The 20,668-nt window shown below is 68.8% G+C and carries 12 protein-coding genes and 1 pseudogene; 8 read left to right on the forward strand and 5 right to left on the reverse strand.

Annotation, left to right across the window (positions count from 1 at the left end; all coding sequences use genetic code 11):
* Position 1 precedes the first annotated feature (1 nt).
* Positions 2–6,763 (reverse strand): RHS repeat-associated core domain-containing protein, encoded by a 6,762-nt coding sequence (locus tag C4B68_RS15315; RefSeq protein ID WP_240634359.1) that lies wholly within the window; start codon positions 6,761–6,763, stop codon positions 2–4.
* A 130-nt stretch (positions 6,764–6,893) separates the two neighbouring features.
* Between C4B68_RS15315 and C4B68_RS15320 the strand changes: the two are divergent.
* A pseudogene (locus C4B68_RS15320) lies at positions 6,894–8,063 on the forward strand (DNRLRE domain-containing protein); the annotation flags it as partial.
* 51 nt (positions 8,064–8,114) lie between these two features.
* Here C4B68_RS15320 and C4B68_RS15325 read toward each other — a convergent pair.
* Positions 8,115–8,744 (reverse strand): Uma2 family endonuclease, encoded by a 630-nt coding sequence (locus tag C4B68_RS15325; RefSeq protein WP_099500753.1) that lies wholly within the window; start codon positions 8,742–8,744, stop codon positions 8,115–8,117.
* 145 nt (positions 8,745–8,889) lie between these two features.
* Here C4B68_RS15325 and C4B68_RS15330 point away from each other — a divergent pair, with 145 nt between their 5' ends.
* The 4 genes from C4B68_RS15330 to C4B68_RS15345 all read left to right on the forward strand — a co-directional run bounded on the left by C4B68_RS15330 (position 8,890) and on the right by C4B68_RS15345 (position 11,199).
* Entirely contained in the window at positions 8,890–9,300 is a 411-nt protein-coding gene (locus C4B68_RS15330; RefSeq protein ID WP_099500752.1) for a VOC family protein, read from the forward strand.
* Between the two features lie 142 nt (positions 9,301–9,442).
* The gene (locus tag C4B68_RS15335) at positions 9,443–9,850 is read left to right on the forward strand and encodes a hypothetical protein (protein ID WP_099500751.1); all 408 of its coding nucleotides are present in this window, start codon (positions 9,443–9,445) and stop codon (positions 9,848–9,850) included.
* A gap of 5 nt (positions 9,851–9,855) precedes the next feature.
* Positions 9,856–10,428, forward strand: coding sequence for a thiol-disulfide oxidoreductase DCC family protein (locus C4B68_RS15340; RefSeq protein ID WP_373682202.1), 573 nt, complete (start codon positions 9,856–9,858; stop codon positions 10,426–10,428).
* A 9-nt stretch (positions 10,429–10,437) separates the two neighbouring features.
* A complete protein-coding gene (locus C4B68_RS15345) occupies positions 10,438–11,199 on the forward strand; it encodes a TetR/AcrR family transcriptional regulator (RefSeq protein WP_099500749.1) in 762 nt (253 codons plus the stop codon).
* 520 nt (positions 11,200–11,719) lie between these two features.
* Here C4B68_RS15345 and C4B68_RS15355 read toward each other — a convergent pair.
* Positions 11,720–14,137 carry an MMPL family transporter gene (locus C4B68_RS15355; protein ID WP_099500747.1) on the reverse strand — a complete coding sequence of 806 codons (2,418 nt, stop codon included), beginning with the start codon at positions 14,135–14,137 and terminating at the stop codon, positions 11,720–11,722.
* 178 nt (positions 14,138–14,315) lie between these two features.
* On the opposite strand from C4B68_RS15355, the gene C4B68_RS15360 reads away from it, so the two are divergent.
* From C4B68_RS15360 to C4B68_RS15370, 3 genes are all read left to right on the forward strand, one after another.
* Complete coding sequence (locus tag C4B68_RS15360) at positions 14,316–15,002, forward strand: response regulator transcription factor (RefSeq protein WP_099500746.1); 687 nt, start codon at positions 14,316–14,318, stop codon at positions 15,000–15,002.
* A 62-nt stretch (positions 15,003–15,064) separates the two neighbouring features.
* The gene (locus tag C4B68_RS15365; RefSeq protein ID WP_099500799.1) at positions 15,065–16,549 is read left to right on the forward strand and encodes a sensor histidine kinase; all 1,485 of its coding nucleotides are present in this window, start codon (positions 15,065–15,067) and stop codon (positions 16,547–16,549) included.
* Between the two features lie 222 nt (positions 16,550–16,771).
* Positions 16,772–18,703, forward strand: a complete 1,932-nt coding sequence (locus C4B68_RS15370; RefSeq protein ID WP_107475397.1) for a sulfatase-like hydrolase/transferase — start codon at positions 16,772–16,774, stop codon at positions 18,701–18,703.
* 216 nt (positions 18,704–18,919) lie between these two features.
* Here the strand turns inward: C4B68_RS15370 and C4B68_RS15375 are convergent, their stop codons facing one another.
* Together C4B68_RS15375 and C4B68_RS15380 are read right to left on the reverse strand one after the other, a co-directional pair.
* Positions 18,920–20,320 carry a metallophosphoesterase gene (locus tag C4B68_RS15375; protein ID WP_099500745.1) on the reverse strand — a complete coding sequence of 467 codons (1,401 nt, stop codon included), beginning with the start codon at positions 20,318–20,320 and terminating at the stop codon, positions 18,920–18,922.
* Positions 20,317–20,577, reverse strand: coding sequence for an SCO4848 family membrane protein (locus tag C4B68_RS15380; protein WP_099500744.1), 261 nt, complete (start codon positions 20,575–20,577; stop codon positions 20,317–20,319). The genes C4B68_RS15375 and C4B68_RS15380 overlap by 4 nt, the downstream gene beginning before the upstream one ends.
* Positions 20,578–20,668 lie beyond the last annotated feature (91 nt).

Here is a 20,668-nt window from a genome sequence, read left to right on the forward strand (position 1 = left end):
GTCACCCCGAAGCGAAAACCTCAGTTGTCCGCAGCCAGTCGCCCGACTTCAGATCAGTCGCTTCAATCCACTCACCCAGCTCCGGAACCCAGAAGGGATGTCCGTCCGTTGCGGTAATGGATGCGGTCTCGCCACCCTTCTCACCATCCATGTCGACGGTGATCTTGACCAGGTGCTTTGAGCCCTTGCCCAGGATGGTTGCGGTTACTTTCTCGGGCCGGGTCTCACCGGTCTCCGGGTCGGTGGCCAAGACCTCGTCGCCGAGCTCGAGCTCTTCGATGGGTTGGGTGGAGCCGTCGGCCATCAGGACGAGGGTGCCGGGAACGAAGCTGTTCTTGAAACAGCCACTGAGTATTTTGCCGGCAAGGGCGTTGGCGCCCTTCTGCATCAAATTGCCGAGCCCCTGCCCGAGCACGCCGCCAGCCCCGCCCCACACGGCGCCTTCGGCCATGCCGCCCAGTTGGCCGCCGACGCTGTGATCGGCATTGTCGTCTACCGCGTTACCGGCAGCGGCGCCCGCCGCGCCTGCGATGGCCCCGCAGCCGGCCGCGATTCCGTAGCCCAAACCGCCGGTTGCGGTGCCTGTCACACCAGCAGTGGTGTAACACGTCGCGCTCACCGCGATTTCGGTGGTGACGGTGACGACCGTGACCTTGTTCTCGTCCCACCAGTTACCGAGCTTGCACTTCCAGTCGCAGTTGGTCGACGGCTTGGTGGCCGTGCCGGTCTTCGTGACCGTCACGGTTGCGGTCCCTGCGCCGTAAATCCCGTCGACGAGGGCCTGGGCCTCTTCCTCGGTACCCCAGTCCGCGTCGGGACAGGTGATGGGGTCGCACCCGCCGTCCGGCGTGTGCTCACGCTCCAGACCTGTCGGATCCGAATAACTCACCGGGCTGTTGTTGGAGTACGCGTACCCGTTCATCTGCAGCGGGTCCGCGAAGTCGATCACCGGGTCCGCCGAGAGGAAGCGGCCGGAGTTCTGGTCGTATTCGCGAGCGCCTATGTGCGTCAGGCCCGTGGCCGCGTCGTCGATGCCGACCCCCAAGTAGCTGTGCTTGTCGGGCCAGTTGGTCGGCTTGGTGCCGCGGACTTCGCCGTAGGGCTTGAAGGCGCGGCGGGTGACGGGCTGGCCGGTGGCCAGGTCGACCGACGTGTTCGCCGTGCCGAGGTGGTCGGCTATCAGGACACTGCGCTTGTGGCCTGTCGTCGCTCCGTTGGTGGTGCTGCGGACGACCGTCGGCGCGCCTGGCTGGGCATATGAACGCGAGGCCTGGGTGATCCTTCCCGTCCAATTTGTCGTCAGCTCGGTCTCGCCCAAGTACAGCGTGGAGCCGGAAGGCGAGTTCTCCAGGATGCGGTTGCCGTCAGCGTCGTAGACGTACGTCGTCTTCTTGCCGTCGTCCGTGATCGAGTCGAGCTTGTTCTCGGGCGACCAGACCAGGTCCTGCGTGGTGCTGGGCAGGTCCCGGACCGTGGTGTTGCCCGTGTCGTCGTATGTGTAGGCGCTGCCCTTGCCGGAGGGGCTGGAGCTGATCGACGTGGCCGTGTGCGGCTGGGCCAGGGTCGACGTCCCCGTGACCGTCTTGCCGTACTGGTAGGTGAACGTGACGTTCTTCGTCGCGTCCGCCGTGTCGTGCTCGGTCAGCGTGGCACGGTTGCCGAGCCAGTCGAAGGTGAACGACTGGCGGTAGGCAGTCGTGCCTGTCGACACCGTGGTCGCGTCCGGCGCGGATGCGGAAAGCGTCGACGTCAGGGAGGAATCCGGGGCCGTCGCGTCCGGGGCTTCGGCGACCGGGCCGGTCGAGGCCGCATAGTCGGTACGGTGACCCCAACTCGCCCCATTCGACGACTTGCAGCCCGTGCCCTTGCCGTCCGGTGTGAGCTTCGACGTCCAGGCGTGCGCCAGCTCGCCCGTCACGTCGTACGTGAAGCACTGGTTGTCCCAGGTGCTGCCCGTCGACTCGCCCAGGTTGCGGGCGTTGGACGTGATGGTGCCAGACGCATCGTAGGAGTAGTAGCTGTCCGTGATGCGGTGCGGGTCGGCCGTCTCGCGGTCGGTCACCGTGCGCTGGAGCCGGCCTGTGTGCGGGTCGACGAAGTTCGTCGTCCAGACGCGGTAGGGCTGGGCGCCGGTGACCGTCCGCAGCACCTCGCCGTAGGGCGAGTAGGTCGCGTCGGTCGTGTACCAGGCCGTTCCTGACGTCGACTCCGGGAGGCCGTCGCCGTTGTAGCGCGTGACGACCTTCTCCTTCGCCAGGCCGCCCGCCGCGGGCAGCGTGACCGTCTGCGGCTTTCCGGTGGGCGTGTAGGTGTACTCGTAGGCGTAGGTGCCGGCCAGGCCGGTGGTCGTTGAGTTGGCCGGGATGACCGTTTCGCTGCCGGTGACGCTGTATTCGGTGTCGTAGCCGGTGACGCGGTTGATGTAGTCGCCGTTGCTCGTGTGCCGGATCGACGCGACGGGCTTGCCGAGTGCGCCGGACAACGTGTCGTAGGTGTACTCCTTGACGGGGGTCGCGGTCGCGGAGCCCTGCCTCACCTTCAGGACGCGCCCGAGGACGTCGTACTCGGTGAACGTCTCCTGGTTGCGCGCGTCCTTGACGTGGTTTGCGCGGTCGGCGTCGTCGTACCAGGTCGACGTCGTTCCGGTGTCGGGGTCGGTGGAGGACGTGACCCGGCCTCGGGCGTCGAAGGTGTACGACCAGACGTTGCCCGCCGCGTCGGTGATCTTGTCGCGGTTGCCCCTCGCGTCGTACTCGTACTTCGTCGTGCGCCCGGCGGTCGCGTCGGAGTCCTCCTTGGTGTAGTGCTTAATGGAGGTGACCCGGCCGAGCGCGTCGGTGTACGTGCGGGTGGTCGGGGTCGTCGAGCCGGGCGGGTTCACCCAGGTGCTGGTGTAGCCGTACTCCATGTATGTCGCGTGCTTGTAGTCACCGTCGTGGTAGGTCGACGCACGGACCTCGCGTTGCAGGCCGTCATAGCGGTGCTTGACCCAGCTGGGGATCTGGGACTTGGACCGGGGAGCGAAGAGTTCCGTGTCCGGCTCGTCCTTCGCCAGGTACGCACCGGTCTGATCATCAACCAGACCGTGATCGTTGTACGTGGTGTCGACGATGATCCGGCCGGGGCCATGGGCATCGGTCTGCTTCTGGACCTCGCGGGTCAGGCCGTCGTAGAGGGTCACCTCGCGGGCAAATGAGCCGTCGTCCTTGAGGGTCTTCAGCGTCACGGCGGCCGGGCTGTTCTTGTCGGACGTGGCGATCGCCGCCTGGTATTCGATCTCGACGTTCGGCGACTTGCCGCCAGACGAGCGCGACGGGGACCAGCCCTTCACCAAGCGACCGAGATCGTCGTACTCAGAGCGGCTCACACGATCGTTGGGGTCCGTGACCGTCAGAGGCAGGTCGCGACCCGGGTCATAGGTCGTGGTCGTCGCATGACCCTTGGCATTGACCGTCTTGACCGATGTGACGGGACCACCCTCGTCACCCGGGGTGTACTGCTTCTCTGTCGTGCCGACGCCCGGAGCGGTCAATGCGCGGACCCGTCCCAGCGGGTCGTACGTGGTGGTCATGACCACGGAGTACGACGTGCCGGCCCCGTTGGTCTGTGCCGCGGAGGTAATCAGGCCCTTGGTAGGCACGTCGCCATAAGCCAAGTTGTCGTAGGTGTTCCGCACCGCTGCCTTGAGCTGCGTGCCCGGGTCGGCGGAGTCGTACCCGGCACAGGAAGTGGCCGTCGTGCGCTGCTCCTTGGGCAGACCGATCAGCCAGGCCGAGGTGTTGTGCACGTAGAACGTCTTCGTGCAGGTCTGGTCGGAGAGCGTCTCATCAGTGCCGTTGGGCTTGACGACGGCGGTCTCCACCTGGATGGGAAGGCCGTAGGTGTCGTCGACCGAGGTCAGCGTGCGGACAGCGCGCCAGCCGCCGTCGTCGTCAACCGTCTGGATCGCGTCAGTCCGCTTGACGCCCACGCGGTGCGCGAGCAGCGGGTCGCCGTCGGTCCCGTCCTCGTTCTCGCGCGAGCGGGACGCGGTCTGCTGGGACCAGGGGAAGTTCAGGTCGCGCTTGAGGATCTCGCCGTCGGAGTCTCGGTAGGTGATGGTCTCCGCGGGCATTCCGGCGTACTGCGGTGCGTCGTCCGACAGCAGCGTGTGCTTGCCCATGGAGTCCTTGACCTCTCCGCCGGATCCCTGGAAGTAGCGGGTCACCGAAGAGGACTGGGACTGCGGAACGCCGTGCTGGGACACGGACTTGCTGCCCTTGATGGCCGTGACCTGCCGGTATCCCCGCCAGTCGCTGTACGTCCACAGCGCGGGCCGCGCGAACTCGTCATCACTCTTGGCCCAGGCCGCGCCCGCGTACTTGTACTTCGTGATGACCGGCTTGCCGTGTGACGTGACCTTGTCGGTCTCGATGACGGCGTCGACGACGTACTTGTTGAACCACGCCTTGGCCGGTGTCTTCTCGTCTCCGTCGGGCGACCAGCGGACCGGGTAGCAGGTGCCGTTGCTCTTGCCCTTGTCCTCCGCGGGCGGGGCCGAGCAGCCGCCGGTGTACTCGACCTCGATGTCACCGCCGTACTCCGTCGAGACGGTGCCGATGCGCGGGCGGGTGAAGCCGGGGCGCTGGTCACTTGTGCCGTTGCGTACCAGGTTCGGCAGCTGCCGGTCCTTCAGGCGCCTGTGCAGGGGCGAGGTGGAACCGACGGTGTACGGCGCGAAGCTGATGCCGTCCTTGGACTGGAGGGTGCCGGTGGTGTCGCCGGGCCCATACCCGGTGCGAGTAATCGAGTTGAGCCAGAGGCCGGGTGAGGTGTCGTACCAGTCCTGGGGGAAGGACTGGTGGAGCGTGTACGTGTCCACCTTCTGGAGGTCGCCGGAACCGGGCCGCTGGCCGTATGTGGTGACCGCTGAGAGGCGCAGCCGGGTCCAGAAGGACGGGAAGGCGGGGCAGAGCTTGGACGTGGACTTGCAGTTGAGGTTGCCGGGACTGTCCCACCAGGGGCGGTACGCGCCCGGGTCGTCGGTCTTGTCGAAGTTGTCGCCGTCGCAGACGGTGGCGGAGGCCAGGCAGCGCTGGGCCGCGACGAAGTCGACCTTGGCGGAAGGCTTGGTGAGGTCCGAGGAGCGCATGCCGTACTCGATGACGTCCGGGTAGGCGGCGCGGTCGTACTTCTCGGGCGACTTGAACTTCTTGTTGACGGCGTAGTAGTTGGTGGACTGGTGCCAGTCGATCACCATCACGTTGCCGTGGACGTCGACGACCTTGTCCAGTCCCCAGCGCCAGGCCTGCTGCTTGCCCGCGCCGCAGCGGGAGTCCGCGAAGGCGGTCGCGTGGCACGGCTCTTCGGGGTGGTTGCCGAAGACGGGCACGGTGGAGACGGAGTCGGTGTCGGCGTGCCCGCCACCGACCTGGTTCAGGCCGTAGTAGTACGTGGTGCCGTCCGGAGTGGTGACGATCCAGTACTCGCCGTTGTTGTCGCCGTTGCTGCCGCCCGTCTTCCGCTGGACGCGCGTGCCGTCGTCCTGCTGCGGGCGGTAGATCTCGGTGTCGGTTTCGGGATTGCTGCCCGCGGGCGCGTCACGGACGAGCTCGGTGGTCTTGCCCGCCAGCGACATCACCGCGTTGTACGACACCCAGCACAGGTCGGACGTCTTGTCCTTCTTGGCGGTGTTGTTGGGCGCACCGGAGTTGAGAGTCTTGCGGTCGTCCTGGCAGGAGCGGTAACGGCGTTCGATGTGGCCGGGGTCGTAGCCCCAGCCCTCGCCGATCCAGGACGCCTGCGGCGAGGAGACGGCCGTACGGCCGTCCACGGCCTGCGAGTTGTAGTTGAAAGAGATCTTGGGGGCAGGACCCGCCGGCGGGGACGGCACGTTCAGCGGATACGACCAGCTGAACGCGCCCGACGATCCCCCCGCCTCCCACTTGCCGTCGGAGGCGAGGGGGGTCGCCTTGAAGCTGCCGCCCTCTGCACCACCCGAGTCGACCGCACCGAGCACAGCCGTGCCTCCGGCCGCCGCGGGCGTCGCCGAAGTGGATGTCCGGTACGCGGCCTGCGCAACGCCGGAGCCGTTGGTGGACGAGGGCGCGGCCGAAGCCGGGGTCACCGTGCCGTCGGTCGCCGGGTCGACGGTTGCGGTAAGGGACTTGGACGCCGTGTCGTTGGTCGTCTCCAGTTCCTCGTACGTCTGGCAGGCCTCGTCGTCCGGCGTCTGCAGATAGCAGTCGGGGAACTGCACGAAACGCAGGCGTGAGGCCCAGTCCGCGCCGTAGAGGTTCTTGAACTTGGAGTAGTCGAGCTTGACGGAGATCGGGACCGAGCCCGTGTCCGGCGCCTGCACGACAAGCACGGCACCGTCCACGCCCTGGCTGACCGCGGAGGCCTGGTCCGGGATGGTGACCTGCCAAGTGCCGGTCGGCGCCAACTGGTCGGGGGCCTGACCGAGGCTGACCGGCAGGGTTCCCACGGGGGTCAGCGCCGCCTGATCGGCTGCGGTGACAGCAGTCCGCGCGGATGCAGGAGTCGTGGTCGAGCCGAAGCTGACCGAGCCCGTGAGGTTGGAAGGCGGGCTCGTCGTGCCCGTCGGGGCCTGGACCAGGTCCTTGGGAATATCGGCCTTGAGCGTGTCCAGATGGCGGCTGAACACCTTGCCGGGGATCGGCAAGTCTCGCTTCAGCTCTTCCAGGGACAGCGTCTCGCGTCCGGTCTCCGCCTGCCCCGGATCCGGCGGGATCGCCAGCGACTGCGCGGGCAGCAACCCCACCAACAGGGCTGCTCCTACGGCGGGTACGACTGTCCGCCGCAGGCGGCGGTGACGGGCAAGCGAACGGCGACCGAACACGGCGAGGTCCCCCGGACCACTTGGAGCGGGACCAGGAACGGACCACGCGTGAACGTTCACAGTGCGCGCGCTGAACACCGATGTCGTCCGCTACGAGTACGGATTCAACTCGCCGTACTACACGTTCCACGTGAACCGGACACCCGGTACGGCCACCACCGTCAGCGCGACCCTGACGGATGCGAAGCCACCGACGGCGGGCCCCAACGTGCTGTACGTCCGGACCGTGGACGGCGCGGGCAACGTCTCCCAGCCGACCAAGTACTTCTTCTACGTTTCCCCCCGCGACCAAGCGGACACCCCAGGCGACTTCACCGGCGACAAGCTCGCCGACCTCATGGTCGTCACCGAGGGCGGCAACCTGTCTCTCTACCCCTCTCAAGCAACCGCCGACGACCTCACCAAGGGAAGCGGCGACCTCGACTACTCGATGTCCGGCGCTTACCGGGGCAACCCGGCAAAGGATCCCAACGGAGACGATCTGCCGCCCTTCGTGGGTGCGCCCTCGGGCCATTTCAAGGGCGCGCTGATCACCCACAACGGCGACATCTACGGTGCCGACGGCCTCCAAGACCTCGTCGTCCGTCTCGACGGCAAACTGTGGGTCTACCCGGGTGACGGCTACGGCGCCGTCAACATCGACAAGCGCCGCGAAATCCTCCTGCCGGAGGGGGCTCCCAGCCCGGCGGCCCTGACTCAGATCGTGTCCGCAGGCGACGCCACCGGCGACGGTCAGAGCGACTTCTTCGCCACTGTCGGCGACGAGCTGTGGGTCTTCACCGGCTACCGCGGGGCGACCATCGACCAGGCGACTCGCCTATCCGCGTCGGCCTGGACGGAGCGCGACATCGTCACCGCCCAGGACATCTCCGGCGACGGCGTCACCGACATCGTGTACCGGACCGACATCTCGTCCAGGCTGCTCCTCCGCAAGGGCATCGCGGCGAGCGATGGCGGTGTCGACCTGACCTCGCTGGCGTCCGGCGCCAATTCCTCGGGCGGGATCGACACCGAATACGCCGCCTCAGGATGGTCCAGCAGCAGCGTGCCACTCCTGATCGGCACGCCGGATGTCAACGGGGACTCCGTCCCCGATATCTGGGCTGTGCGGTCCGATGGGTCCGTGCGGTTCTATGCCGGTGGGAAGGCGACGCTCCCCGGGGCCGGCAACGAGATCATCGGCCCCGCGAGCTATTGGAAGACACGGATCGCCATCGGCTGAGGGCGCGTTGCGGTGGTCGGCCACGCCCTGTGGCCGACCACCGCGCGGCTTCTATGCGGGCTCCGAGCCGCCTCGCCGCCTGTCGACGGCCGTCAGATCGATCTCGATCTCGAAGGGGGCGACGACCTTGAGCCGCTCGTGGAAAATCCCGGTGAGACCGTACGACTTCGTGGCCGGGTCGAGCTCGTAGACGTAGACGACGGGCAGGCCCTTGTCCTCGTCCTGCTCGACACGCCAGAAATGCGGGACGCCGGCCTCGGCGTACTTGCGGGGCTTGACCTCGCGGTCGCGTTCGCGAGAGTCGAGCGAGACCACTTCGACAGCCAGCAGAATGTCCTCGGGTTTGTACCAGGTTTGGTTGGGTCCCGTGTTCGCCTCCACCGGAAACACGAGGACATCTGGCTCGGGCCGGTTCTTGGCGTCCAGCTTGACCGTCATCTCCCGCATGACGTCGAGATGGTCCGGGGCCTGCGCCAGGAGAGTGCTCTCCAGCAGACGCATGCAGCGCCCGTGAAATGCGGTCTGCGGACTCATGAAGACGAGACTCCCGTCGATCAGCTCCGTGTGCGGCGGGAGGCCCGGGATACGGTCGAGGTCGTCCGCGGTCCAGCCCTCGGGGGGCGGGATCGGCCAGCGGTACGGCCGCTCGTCGTCGAGCCCGTTCTCGGATGCGGCGCTCATCAGTGCTCCCATGCGACGGAGTCTCGCCTGTCGATTCAGCGTACCCAGGGGGAATGAGCGGCGCTTCACCTCAACGGGTGATCGCATGTTCGGACCGCGGTCAGCCCCTCCGCGCCGGCTCCCCGCACCGCCCTAATCTGATGGCATGTCAGATGATGCGTCATACGAGCTGCTCGGGTTCGACAACGTCCTTCTGCCCGTCGGGGACCTCGGCGAGGCTGTGAGGTTCTACGAGCGGGCCGGGTTTCCCGTGGCGTTCCGGCTCGATGAGGCCGGGATCGCGCTGCTGAAGGTGGGCAAGGAGACGCCGGGTGTGCTGTTGCGGGCGGACGAGGAGCTGAGCCATCGCCCGCCGTCGTGGGGCTCGGCGCGGGTGTGGCTGGAGGTGCGGGACGCGCGGGTCGCGGCGGAGGCCCTCGCGGCGGCGGGCATTCAGCCGCTGGGCGCCCCGTTCCCCGTCGCCACTGGGTGGACCATCGAGTTCACCGATCCCTGGGGGAACGTCATCGGCCTGACGGACTACAGCAAGCGGCCCGAGCTCGGGCGGCAGACCTAGACCCCCCGAGAGCCCTCCCAGCGATTCCCCCTCCGCGATCCCCCTCGGCCATCTCCCCACCTCCTCGACTTGAACGTGTTCAAAAGCAGGTCTACAGTCTTCCTCGACAGCGTTTTGAACGCGTTCAAGAAGGGGTGGGGACATGGATCTCACAGTCGTCGCGTACGTCATCTACCTGCTGGTCAGCATCGCGCTGACCGTCTGGGTGGCACGCACTCTGAGCCGGAACGGGCGGATCTTCCTGGCCGATGTGCTGCACGGGAACGAGAAGCTCGCCGATGCCGTCAATCACCTGCTGGTGGTGGGCTTCTACCTCGTCAACCTGGGCTTCGTCGCGCTCTATCTGAACCAGGATGAGGAGATCCTCAACGCCCGCGGGATCTTCGAGGCCCTCTCGACCAAGCTCGGTGTGGTGCTGCTCGTCCTCGGCGTCATGCACCTGGGGAACGTGTACGTGCTCAACAAGATCCGACGCCGCGGAGTGATGGAGCGGGAGCAGATGCCGCCCGTCGCGCCGACCGACTGGGTCGCCCCGGCGGCCGGGGCGTGACCACGGTGGCGGGCTCGTCAGCCACCCGCGACCGGGGCGCCGCGCGCGTCCCGGTCCTCGGGCTCACCGTTCTCTACGACGCGCGGTGCTCGCTGTGCACCTTCCTGCGGGACTGGCTCGGCAAGCAGGCGCAGCTCGTTCCGCTGCGGTTCGTTCCGGCCGGGTCCGACGAGGCCCGGCGGCGTTTCCCGGAACTCGATCACGAGGCCACCCTCGGCGAGATCACCGTCGTGGGAGACGGAGGGCAGGTGTACACGGGGGCCGTCGCCTGGGTCGTCACGCTCTGGGCGTTGCGCGAGTACCGGCCGCTCGCCCATCGGCTGAGCACCCCGGCGGGTGCCCGGCTCGCGAAGGGCGCGACCCTCGCCGCCGCCAAGTGGCGGGAGGGCCACACCCCGGGACAGCGGGAGGCCAACACCCGGGGCCGGGGGGAGGCCGGCGCCCGGCAGCAGTGGAAGGCCCAGCGGCGGTGGGGCGGTGGTGCGTACTACTCGGGTGACGGCTGGAGTTACGACCCGAGTACGGGGTGGACGTACACAGCCCCCGGCTGTGACAGCGGCGCCTGCACGACTCGTTAGGCTCGCTCCGTGCCCGAACAGAACGACGGCCCCGACGAGGGCCCCTCCCCCGAAGCCGCCCCGGCCACCAAGTCCGAGCAGACCCGCGCGCTCATCCTGGAGACCGCGATGCGGCTGTTCCAGGAGCGGGGGTACGACAAGACGACCATGCGGGCCATCGCCAAGGAGGCCGGGGTCTCCGTCGGGAACGCGTACTACTACTTCGCCGGCAAGGAGCACCTCATCCAGGGCTTCTACGACCGGATCGCCGCCGAACACCAGGCGGCCGTGCGGGAGGTGCTGGACCGCGAGACCGACCTGGAGGCCCGGCTCGGCGGGGTGCTGAAGGCGTGGCTGGACATCGCCACCCCGTACCACGAATTCGCAGTGCAGTTCTTCAAGAACGCGGCCGATCCGGACAGCCCGCTCAGCCCCTTCTCCCCCGAGTCGGAGCACGCGCGCGTGGAGGCCATCAGCGTCCACCGGGAGGTGCTGGCCGGGGCGAAGACCAAGGTGCCGGACGAACTCCGGGACGTCCTGCCCGAGTTGATGTGGCTCTCCCAGATGGGGCTCGTCCTGTACTGGGTCTTCGACCGGACGGAGGGGCGCGAGCGCAGCTACCGGCTCGCCCAGCGCGGGGCACGGCTGACCGCGCGCGGCGTCTCACTGGCCCGCTTCCGCGTCCTGCGGCCCCTCGTCCACGAGGTGCACGAGCTGTTCACGGACTTCCTGCCGGGGATGACCAACGTGCTGCCGGATCCCGCGTCGAGGGCCGCCGCCACCAGCAACTAGGGCCTGTCCGGCCCACTTGCCGCACCAGTCCTTCTGGAGCAGGTCCCCTCCGGCGAGGCGGCCGCAGAGGGGTTCGGGCTTGAGCCGGTCCCCCTTGTGCTGCTGTGCGACCCGGTAGAGCCCGATGCCGTGTCCGCGCGCGTTCGGTCTGCTCGCGTCGGCGTCCCGTAGGCGGATGTGCCCGGTGGCGCCTCCCGCGAGGTCGACCGTGTGCAGGGCGGCCAGTACGGCCGACGCGCCGCCGTTCCGGGGGACCTTCGCGTGATCCGCCACGCTTCCTGCCCCCGCTGCCGCAACCTCACCGCGCTGCTCCCCCTCCCGGCCGTGCGTCCCGACGACTTCTCGGCCGTGCGTCCCGACGACACCGCCGCGACTGTGTGTTACGGAAGAACGTAAAACCGTCACTGACCGTGCGCGACCGGATCCGGTGCCGGTCGCCCGATCGGGCGGGCTCGCGAGGGCGCGCAGGGGCGCAGGCGGTCGGCAACGGCCCGCCTGCGCCGTGTTGCCCGCGTTCCGGTCAGTTGACCGCGTCCAACTCGCCCTCCGCCAACTCCACGTCGTACACCAGCGGTTCATCCGTCACGACGACATGCTGTGCCCGGGCGCCGTACGACGGAGCCGTCGTCGCCAGCAGATACGTCCCCGAGGCCGGGACCGAGACGATGTACGAGCCGTCGGCCAGGGACGCCACCCGGTCCAGTTGGCGGCCGCCCTTGGAGAGCAGGGTGAGGACCGCCCCGTCGACCGGTGTGCCCTCGGCGTCGCGGACGAAGCCGTGCACCACCGTCGCACCGCCGCTCGCGGGGGCGGCTTCCTCGGGCTCCGGTTCCCGAGGCTCGACCGCCAGATGCGGCAGCCGCTTCTCCAGCCCGGCTGGCAGCCACCAGTTGGACTTGCCCAGTAGGTGCATGGCGGCCGGCACCAGGGCCGTCCGCAGGATGAAGGCGTCCAGCGCGACCGCGGCCGCCAGGCCGATGCCCGCCATCGCGCCCTCCATGTCGCCGCTCAGCACGAACGCGCTGAACACGCAGATCATGATCAGGGCCGCGCAGTTGATGACCCGGCTCGTCTCGGCCAGGCCGACGCGTACCGCGCGCGCGTTGTCCTTGGTGTGCACCCACTCCTCGTGCATCCGGCTCACCAGGAACACCTGGTAGTCCATCGAGAGGCCGAAGAGCAGGGACAGCATGATCACCGGGAGGAAGGAGGTGATCGGGCCCTCCTTGCCGATGCCGATGAGCTCCGTACCCCAGCCCCACTGGAAGACGGCCACCAGGACGCCGAAGGACGCCGCCGCGGCGATCAGGTTCATGAGCGCGGCCGTCAGCGGCACCACCAGGGAGCGGAAGGCCACCAGCAGGAGCAGGAAACCGAGCGAGATGATCGCCGCGATGAAGTACGGCAGGCGGTCACCGGTCACCGACGCGAAGTCCTTGAACACCGCCGTCACACCGCCCACATGGGCCTCGACGTCCGCGGACGGGATCACGTCGTCACGCAGGCGGTCGATCAGCTGGTCCGTCCGCTCGGACTGCGGTGACGTCGTCGGTACCACCTGGATCACCGTGACGCCGTTCGCGGGCGGCAGGGCGGCGACCTGGGCGACGCCCTCGGCCGACTCGATGGCCGACACCAGCCCGGTGGGAGCGGCGCCGTCCACGACCACCTGGAGCGGGCCGTTGAAGCCGGGGCCGAAGCCCTCGGCAAGCAGGTCGTACGCCTGCCGGGTCGTCGTCGAGTCGGGGTGGTTGCCCTGGTCGGTGGTGCCGATCCGGATCGACAGGACGGGGAGCGCGAGGACCATCATGACGACGAGGGCACCCGCGGCGACCGAGCGCGGGCGCCTTTGGACGTACGACGACCAGCGCGCCGCGAGCCCGCTCGTCTCCTCCGGCTCCGGTCCCGCGGCGGCGAGCCGCCGCCGCTGGCGGCGGCTGAGGACCCGCATGCCGAGCAGCCCGAGCAGCGCGGGCAGCAGGGTGACGGCCGCGAGGACGCTCAGGACGACGGTCAGCGATGCCGCGATGACCACGCCGTCCAGGAAGCGCAGGTTCATCACCAGCATGCCGGCGAGGGCGATGCAGACCGTGCCGCCCGCGAACAGCACGGCGCGGCCGGAGGTGTTGAGGGCCGTCACCGCCGACTCCTCCGGCTCATTGCCGCGCAGGATGCCGCGCCGGTGCCGGGTGACGATGAACAGCGCGTAGTCGATGCCGACGCCGAGACCGATCAACGAGCCGAGCAGCGGGGCCACTTCGGGCACGTCCGTGACGTGGCTGATCAGCATCGTGGCCATCATGCCGCTGCCGACGCCCGCGATCGCCACCACGATCGGCAGCAGCATCGCGAACAGTGAGCCGAAGGCGAGGAAGAGGACGACGGCCGCCGCGAGGATGCCGACCCCCTCCGCGATGCCCTGGGGCGGTTCCTGCGTACGGGCGATCGCCTGGCCGCCCAGCTCGACCTGGAGACCGGCGCGTTCGGCGCCCTTGGCCGTGTCGACGACGTCCTCGACCAGCTCCTTGGGCACGCCGTTCGCCTGCTCGGTGAAGGTGACCTGGGCGTAGGCGATCCGCCCGTCCTGGCTGATCCCCGCCGCGCCCTGGGATCCGGCGTACGGGTTGGTGACCTCACCGACCCCCTTCATCCGCCCGATCTCCTCGAGCGCGGGCTCGAGCCGGGACCGTACGGACGCGTCCTGTACCGAGGCCCCGCCTTCCCCGTCGACCTTCCACACCACCGTGTTGGTGTCTCCGGAGCCCTCCGGGAACGCCTTCTCCATCAGGTCGTACGCCCGCTTGGAGTCCGTGTCGGGGAGGGAGAAGACGTTCGCGTAGTCCGTGCCGGCGGCGGAACCCGCCGCGCCCAGGCCGAACAGCGCCCCCACCCACAGCAACAGGACCACCAGCCGGTGCCGATAGCACCACCGTGCCAATGCCGCCACGTTCAACGCTCCTTAGTCGGTCAGCTCACTCGGTTCGGTCGGTCCCCCAGGTCCTGGGCAACAGAATTGGCGACCGCACGCGCGTGTGGACATGACCCGCCCATGACTCACAAGGAACTCCAAAGACCGAACGGACCCGACTGTCAGTGCCCCCGCCGATACTGGGGGCATGACGGCTCCTGGCACCGTGCTGGTCGTGGAGGACGAACCGAGCATCGCGGACGTCCTCGAAATCGCCCTGCGCTACCACCACTTCGAGGTGATGACCGCGGGCACCGTCCGTGAGGGGCTCACGCTCGCCGAGCGCACCCGCCCCGACGCGGCGCTGCTCGACGTGATGCTGCCGGACGGCGACGGCCGCGCGCTCGGCCGCGAACTGCGGATACGGCAGCCGGATCTGGCGATCGTCTTCCTCACCGCGCGGGACGCCCCCGCCGAGATCGTCGGCGCGCTCGCCTTCGGCGACGACTACATCACCAAGCCGTTCAACATCGACGAGGTCATCGCCCGGATCACGGCCGTACTGCGCCGTACGCGCGCCGACGACGTCCTGCCCGAGCGCCCGCCCCTGCGGTACGGCGACCTGGAGCTCGACGAGACGACGTACAGGGTCCACCGCGCGGGCCGTACGGTGGAGCTCACCCCCACCGAGTACGCCCTGCTGCGCTTCCTGGTGCGCAACGGCGGGCGGATCGTGCCCAAGGAGCAACTCCTGCGCCATGTCTGGCAGTACGAACACACACCGCCCGAGTCGACCGTCGTGGAGACGTACATCAGCTATCTGCGGCGCAAGCTCGAACCACTGGGGCCACCGCTGATCACCACCCGGCGGGGCGTCGGATACGGGCTCGCATGAAGGTCCGGGCGCGCAGGAACGACCGGGCGGGCATGAACGACCGGGCTCGTACGGAGGCCGGGATGAAGGCCCGGCTGAAGGACCGGCTGAAGGACCGGCTGAAGGACCGGCTGAAGATCCGGCGCCCCCGCCACCGGCACGGGATCCACTCGCTGCGCGGCGGGCTGACGATCGCGAACGTGGCGCTGCTGGCCCTGGGCATCATCGTGGCGACCGCCGTCAGCCTGATGGGCATGCGCCACTATCTGCTCGACCAGGTCGACACGGAGCTGGTCACGATGCGTGAATCGCTGGGCAATACGCAGCTCACGCTCCGGCAGCTCGACTCGCTGACCGCGCTGGCCGTCGTCCGGGACCAGCTGACGCACCGCACGGCCGAGTCATCGACCCCGGACTCGATCTTCGCGGCGCTCGACCGCCGGGGGAAGGCCGTCGCCATCGGCGGCTTCGCGCCGACGGACACCCAGCGCGCCCTGGCCGACGCCGTGGACGACCCGCGCGCACTGGTCGACGACACCGAACCGCACGACGTCACCGTGCGCGGCGCCCCCTACCGGGCGGTCGGGACCCGGCTCACCGATGGCACGACCCTGCTGCTCGCCACCTCGACCGACGCGCTGCACAAGGGCATTGCGAAGGCACTCAAGCTCGATCTGACCGTCGGCACCCTGCTGTTGGCGCTGCTCGCCTGCGTGACCATGTTCAGCGTGCGCCGCCGGATGCGGCCGCTGGAGGACATGGTGGAGACCTCGTCGGCGATCGCCGAGGGGGATCTGACCCGGCGCGTGCCCTCCAGCCACCATCCGACCCAGGAGGTAGAGCAGCTGCGGCTCGCCCTCAACTCCATGCTCCACCAGGTCGAGTCGGCGTACCGGACGCGGGAGCGCAGCGCGGCCCAGCTGCGCCGGTTCGTCGCGGACGCCTCGCACGAGCTGCGCACACCGCTGTCGGCGATACGCGGCTATCTCCAGCTGTACGAGAAGGGGATGCTGACCGACCCCGGGGAGCGCAAGCGTGCCTGGGACCGGATGAACGCGGAAGCCGACCGCATGGGCCGCCTCGTGGACGAGCTGCTCACCCTGGCCCGCCTCGACCAAGGGCCCGAACTGCGGTTCAGAAGCGTCGACTTGAGCCGACTGGTACGGGACGCCGCCGAGGATCTGCGGGCCCAGCAGCCGGACCGCCCGGTTTCCGTGGGTGCCGACGGCACGCTGCTCATACGGGCCGACGAGTCGGGGCTGCGGCAGGTGCTCGGCAACCTCGTGGCCAACGTACGTACGCACACGCCCGCCGAGGTGCCGGTGCGGCTCGGTCTGGAACGCGAGGACAGTGTCGTACGGCTGTGTGTCGCGGACGAGGGTCCGGGGCTGGCGGAGGAGGACGCGTGCCGCATCTTCGACCGCTTCTTCCGGGCGGGCGGCGGCGCGGGCAGCGGGCTCGGCATGGCGATCGTGCAGGGCGTCGTGGCGGCGCACGGGGGCGAGGTGGCGGTGCGGACGGCCCCGGGCGAGGGACTGGCGGTCACGGTGACGCTTCCGGCACGGTGACGCTCGCGCTGTTCGGTACCCGGTGCTCGGGCTTCACCGTCCGTGGCGCTCGGGCTTTCCGCGGTGACCTGCTTGGACAAAGGCTTACCCGGATGATTGAACAGGGGTCGCCACCGCGCCGTACACGGATGAGAGCACGCAGATAAGGCGGTCCGACGTCCCCAGCCTGGTCCGCCGCGCCACCAGCACCACTACCGGGCTTCGCACGGAAGGACCGCCGGGTTGTCGTTCAACACGAGCTCTCGACAGCTGCCGAACACGGACGAGGCGAGCGATGAGACGCTCTCGGAGCCCGAGGAGACATCCGAGCCCGAGGAGACCTCGGAGCCTCCGGAGCCCCAGGAGCCGTCCGAGCCCAAGGAGACCTCGAAGCCTTCCGAGCCCCGCGAGGAGAGCGCCCCTGAGTCGGAGGGCCCGACCGAGCCCGAGCCGGAGCAGGAACCGAAGCCCGAGCCCAAGCCGGAAGCCGCCGCCCCCCGGCACGGCCTGCGCATATGGCGCCGCTGGCGCGGCTGGCGGGAGAAGTACCCGGTGGCCGCCCGCACCCTGGCGTGGACCACCACCGCCCTGGCGGCCGTGCTCGTGCTGGTCGCGCTGCACATGCCGAACAAGGCCGAGGGCTTCCGGCCCGCCGAGTTCATCCGTCTCCCGGTCGAGGCGATCTTCGGCGCCGCCCTGCTGATCGTCCTGCCGCGCAAGCCGCGTATCGCCGTGGCGGCACTGGCGGGGCTGAGCCTCGGCGCGCTGACCGTCCTGAACTTCCTCGACATCGGCTTCAACGAATATCTCGGACGAGGCTTCAACCTCGTTCTCGACTGGGCGCTGTTCAGCGACGCCCAGGCGTACCTCCAGGACACGATGGGCAAGAAGGGCACGCTCCTCATCGTCGTCGCGGCCGTCACGCTTGTGCTCGTCCTGCTCGCCGTGATGACGCTGGCGGTCGTCCGGCTGGGCAACCTGGTGGCCCGGCACAACGAGACGGCGACGCGTACGACGCTGGTGCTGGCCATCGTCTGGGTCCTCTGCGCGGCGCTCGGCGTGCGGGTCAGCGGTGTTCCGATCGCCTCCGAGCACACGACGCTGGTCGTCCAGGACCGTGCCGAGCGGGTGCGGAACACGCTCCGGGACGAGGCGGCGTTCGCGAAGATCGCCAAGAGTGACGCGTTCGCCGACACCCCGCCGGACCAGCTGCTGACGGGGCTGCGCGGCAAGGACATGATGATCACGTTCGTCGAGAGTTACGGCCGCAGCGCGATCGAGGATCCGGTCATGGCGCCGGGCGTCGGCGCGACCCTCGCGTCCGGGGACGAGAAGCTGCGCAAGGCCGGGTTCGCGGCGAAGAGCGGCTGGCTGACGTCGGCGACGTACGGCGGAAGCAGCTGGCTGGGTCACTCCACCTTCCTGTCGGGCCTGTGGATCAGCAACCAGCAGCGCTATCGCACCGTCACCGCGGGCGAGCACCTGACCCTCCCCGGCGCCTTCAAGAAGACGGGCAACTGGGACACGGTCGGCGTCATGCCGGGCGTTCAGAAGGGCTGGCCGGAGCAGAAGTTCTACGGCATCGACAGGCTCTACGACTCCCGCGATCTCGGCTACAAGGGGCCGAAGTTCAGCTGGTCGACCATGCCCGACCAGTACGCCCTGACCGCGTTCGAGCGCCTGGAGCACGGCAAGAAGCACGACAAGCCGCTGATGTCGACGATCATCCTGACCTCCAGCCACCAGCCCTGGGCACCGCTCCCCGAGACGGTCCCCCAGGACCAGGTCGGCGACGGCTCGGTCTACGACGCCATCGCGAAGGCCGGCAAGAAGCCGGGGGACGTCCTCACCGACTCGGCCCAGTCGAAGGAGGAGTACGGCAAGTCCATCCAGTACTCGGTGACCAGCCTCATCGACTACCTGGTGCGGTACGGCAACGACAACACCGTGCTCGTCTTCCTCGGCGACCACCAGCCGATCGCCCGGGTCAGCGGCAACAACGCCAGCCGTGATGTGCCGGTCTCGATCGTCGCCAAGGACCCGAAGGTGCTCGACGAGATCGCCGACTGGAACTGGACGGACGGCCTGCGGCCCCAACAGGACGCCCCGGTCTGGAAGATGAACGCGTTCCGCGACCGCTTCCTGACGGCGTACGGCTCCACACCGCACCCGTAAGCATCAAGGGCCGTACACACGGGAATTCAAGGCCGCGCCACAGCGCCACGAGAATGCGTAAGCGAACCGATCGCATCGGTGCCCCTCCCACCGCACGCCACTCCCCTAGTGACGCGGATCACCTAACCACAGGAGTTTCAGCCGGGGGAAGGGAATCGTGATGACCGCTTCGACCCGATCCAAACGATCATTTCCGGCCTGTTTCAGGGCATGCGCTCAGGCCTGCCTGGAAGCCAGCTCCACGACCGTGATGTCCGACGGCGCCCCCACGCGCGTAGGCGGCCCCCAGGCACCTGCGCCCCGGGACACGTACAACTGGGTGTCGCCGTACCGCTCAAGACCCGCGACCGTCGGATTGGCGGCCTCCGCGATGAGATTGCCGGGCCACAACTGGCCTCCGTGCGTGTGCCCCGACAGCTGAAGATCGACCCCGTGCCGGACGGCGTCGTCGATCTGCACCGGCTGATGCGCGAGCAGCACGACCGCGCGTGACCTGTCGCGATCCGCGAGCGCCTTGGCGAAGTCGGGCCCCTGCCCCTCGGCCTCACCCGCTACGTCATTCACGCCCGCGAGATCGAATCCGGCCAACTCGGTCCGCACGTTCTCCAGCGGCTGGATCCCCAGCTCCCGCACTTCCTGGACCCATTGCCCGACACCGGAGTAGTACTCGTGATTCCCGGTGACGAAGTACGCACCGTGCCGGGCCCTGAGCTGAGCAAGGGGCGCGGCCGCCGGGCCGAGATCCTTCACGCTGCCGTCGACCAGGTCACCGACCACGGCGATGAGATCGGGCTGCGTGGAATTGATGGTGTCGACGACCCGCTCGGCGAACCCGCGCCCCAGGACCGGTCCGAGATGGATGTCACTGACGACAGCGATCCGGAAACCGTGCGCGGACCGCGGCAGCTTGGCCAACGGCACGGTGACCCGCTTCACCTTGGGTCCCCGCAGAACGCCGTACGTCCCGTACCCGACCGTTCCGACCGCGGCCGCGGCGGCGGCACCGCCCACCACCCGGGAGACGAAGAGCCGACGGGAGGGCCCTGGCGGCGTCGGCGCGGGACGGTCGTCCGCGTCGGCCAAAGCCACACAAGGGGTCGCGCCGGTAGCGCCGGAGGGTCCGCCCGCAGCGGATGGCGCGTCCACGCCGTCCGCTTCTCGCGTGACCGATTGCGCGCCGGACGGGGACGGGACGCTCTCGCGCGACTCCGACTCCGACTCCGACTCCGACTCCGGCATCGACACCGACATCGACACCGACTCCACGGCTGCCGCGTGCGAGGACGCCGCCCCCGCACGCCGCTCCAGAACCCGCCGCAGCACCGGCCGTATGAACTCCCCCACCAACAGCGCCAGCACCCCGTAGAGGAACAGCGCCATCCACAGGAAGCCCGGCCAGGCCAGCATCTGCTGGAGCCAGAACGGGGCACCCGCGCGCTCACTCGCGAGGCCGCCGAACATCAGCACGGGCCCGGCCACGAACACGACGGCGCCCAGGCGACGGACCACCCCCGGCCCGGACGTGGTGTCCCGCACCAGCCGCCGCCACGCATACCAGTGCAGACCACCCATCACGGCCAGCACAACGATGCCCACCAGCACAAACACAAAGATCACGAAGCTGAATCCCCTGATGATGTGTGTCGCGAGGCGCGCACCCCGCGCAACCCGATCACGCCGACGACCGTCCCCAACACAAAGGAGACGACGGCCAGCGTCAGGTGCACCCAGAAGTACGCCGTCGGATCACCCGCGTCGTCGAACGCGAGCCCGCTGCCGTCGTTGAACAAGTTCTTGATGAAAGTGATCCAGATGACCCAGCTCCACACCCCAAAAGCGAGCAGGAACCAGGACACGGGGCGGCTGAGCTTCATGGGTTCAGTATCACCGCCACCGTCCGGAACCGTGTGCCGGGGTGGGGTGGGCAGTGGGACTTCTCTCACCAAGCCCTGTACGTTCTCGACC

Source organism: Streptomyces dengpaensis, from assembly GCF_002946835.1.
Lineage (GTDB): Bacteria > Actinomycetota > Actinomycetes > Streptomycetales > Streptomycetaceae > Streptomyces > Streptomyces dengpaensis.

What these genes read in the sequence shown, in the direction of transcription:
- C4B68_RS15360 (WP_099500746.1), top strand. Translation starts at nt 14,316, where the DNA reads ATGACGGCTCCTGGCACCGTGCTGGTCGTGGAGGACGAACCGAGCATC.
- C4B68_RS15325 (WP_099500753.1), bottom strand. Translation starts at nt 8,744, where the DNA reads ATGAGCGCCGCATCCGAGAACGGGCTCGACGACGAGCGGCCGTACCGC.
- C4B68_RS15365 (WP_099500799.1), top strand. Translation starts at nt 15,065, where the DNA reads ATGAAGGCCCGGCTGAAGGACCGGCTGAAGGACCGGCTGAAGGACCGG.
- C4B68_RS15330 (WP_099500752.1), top strand. Translation starts at nt 8,890, where the DNA reads ATGTCAGATGATGCGTCATACGAGCTGCTCGGGTTCGACAACGTCCTT.
- C4B68_RS15380 (WP_099500744.1), bottom strand. Translation starts at nt 20,577, where the DNA reads ATGAAGCTCAGCCGCCCCGTGTCCTGGTTCCTGCTCGCTTTTGGGGTG.
- C4B68_RS15335 (WP_099500751.1), top strand. Translation starts at nt 9,443, where the DNA reads ATGGATCTCACAGTCGTCGCGTACGTCATCTACCTGCTGGTCAGCATC.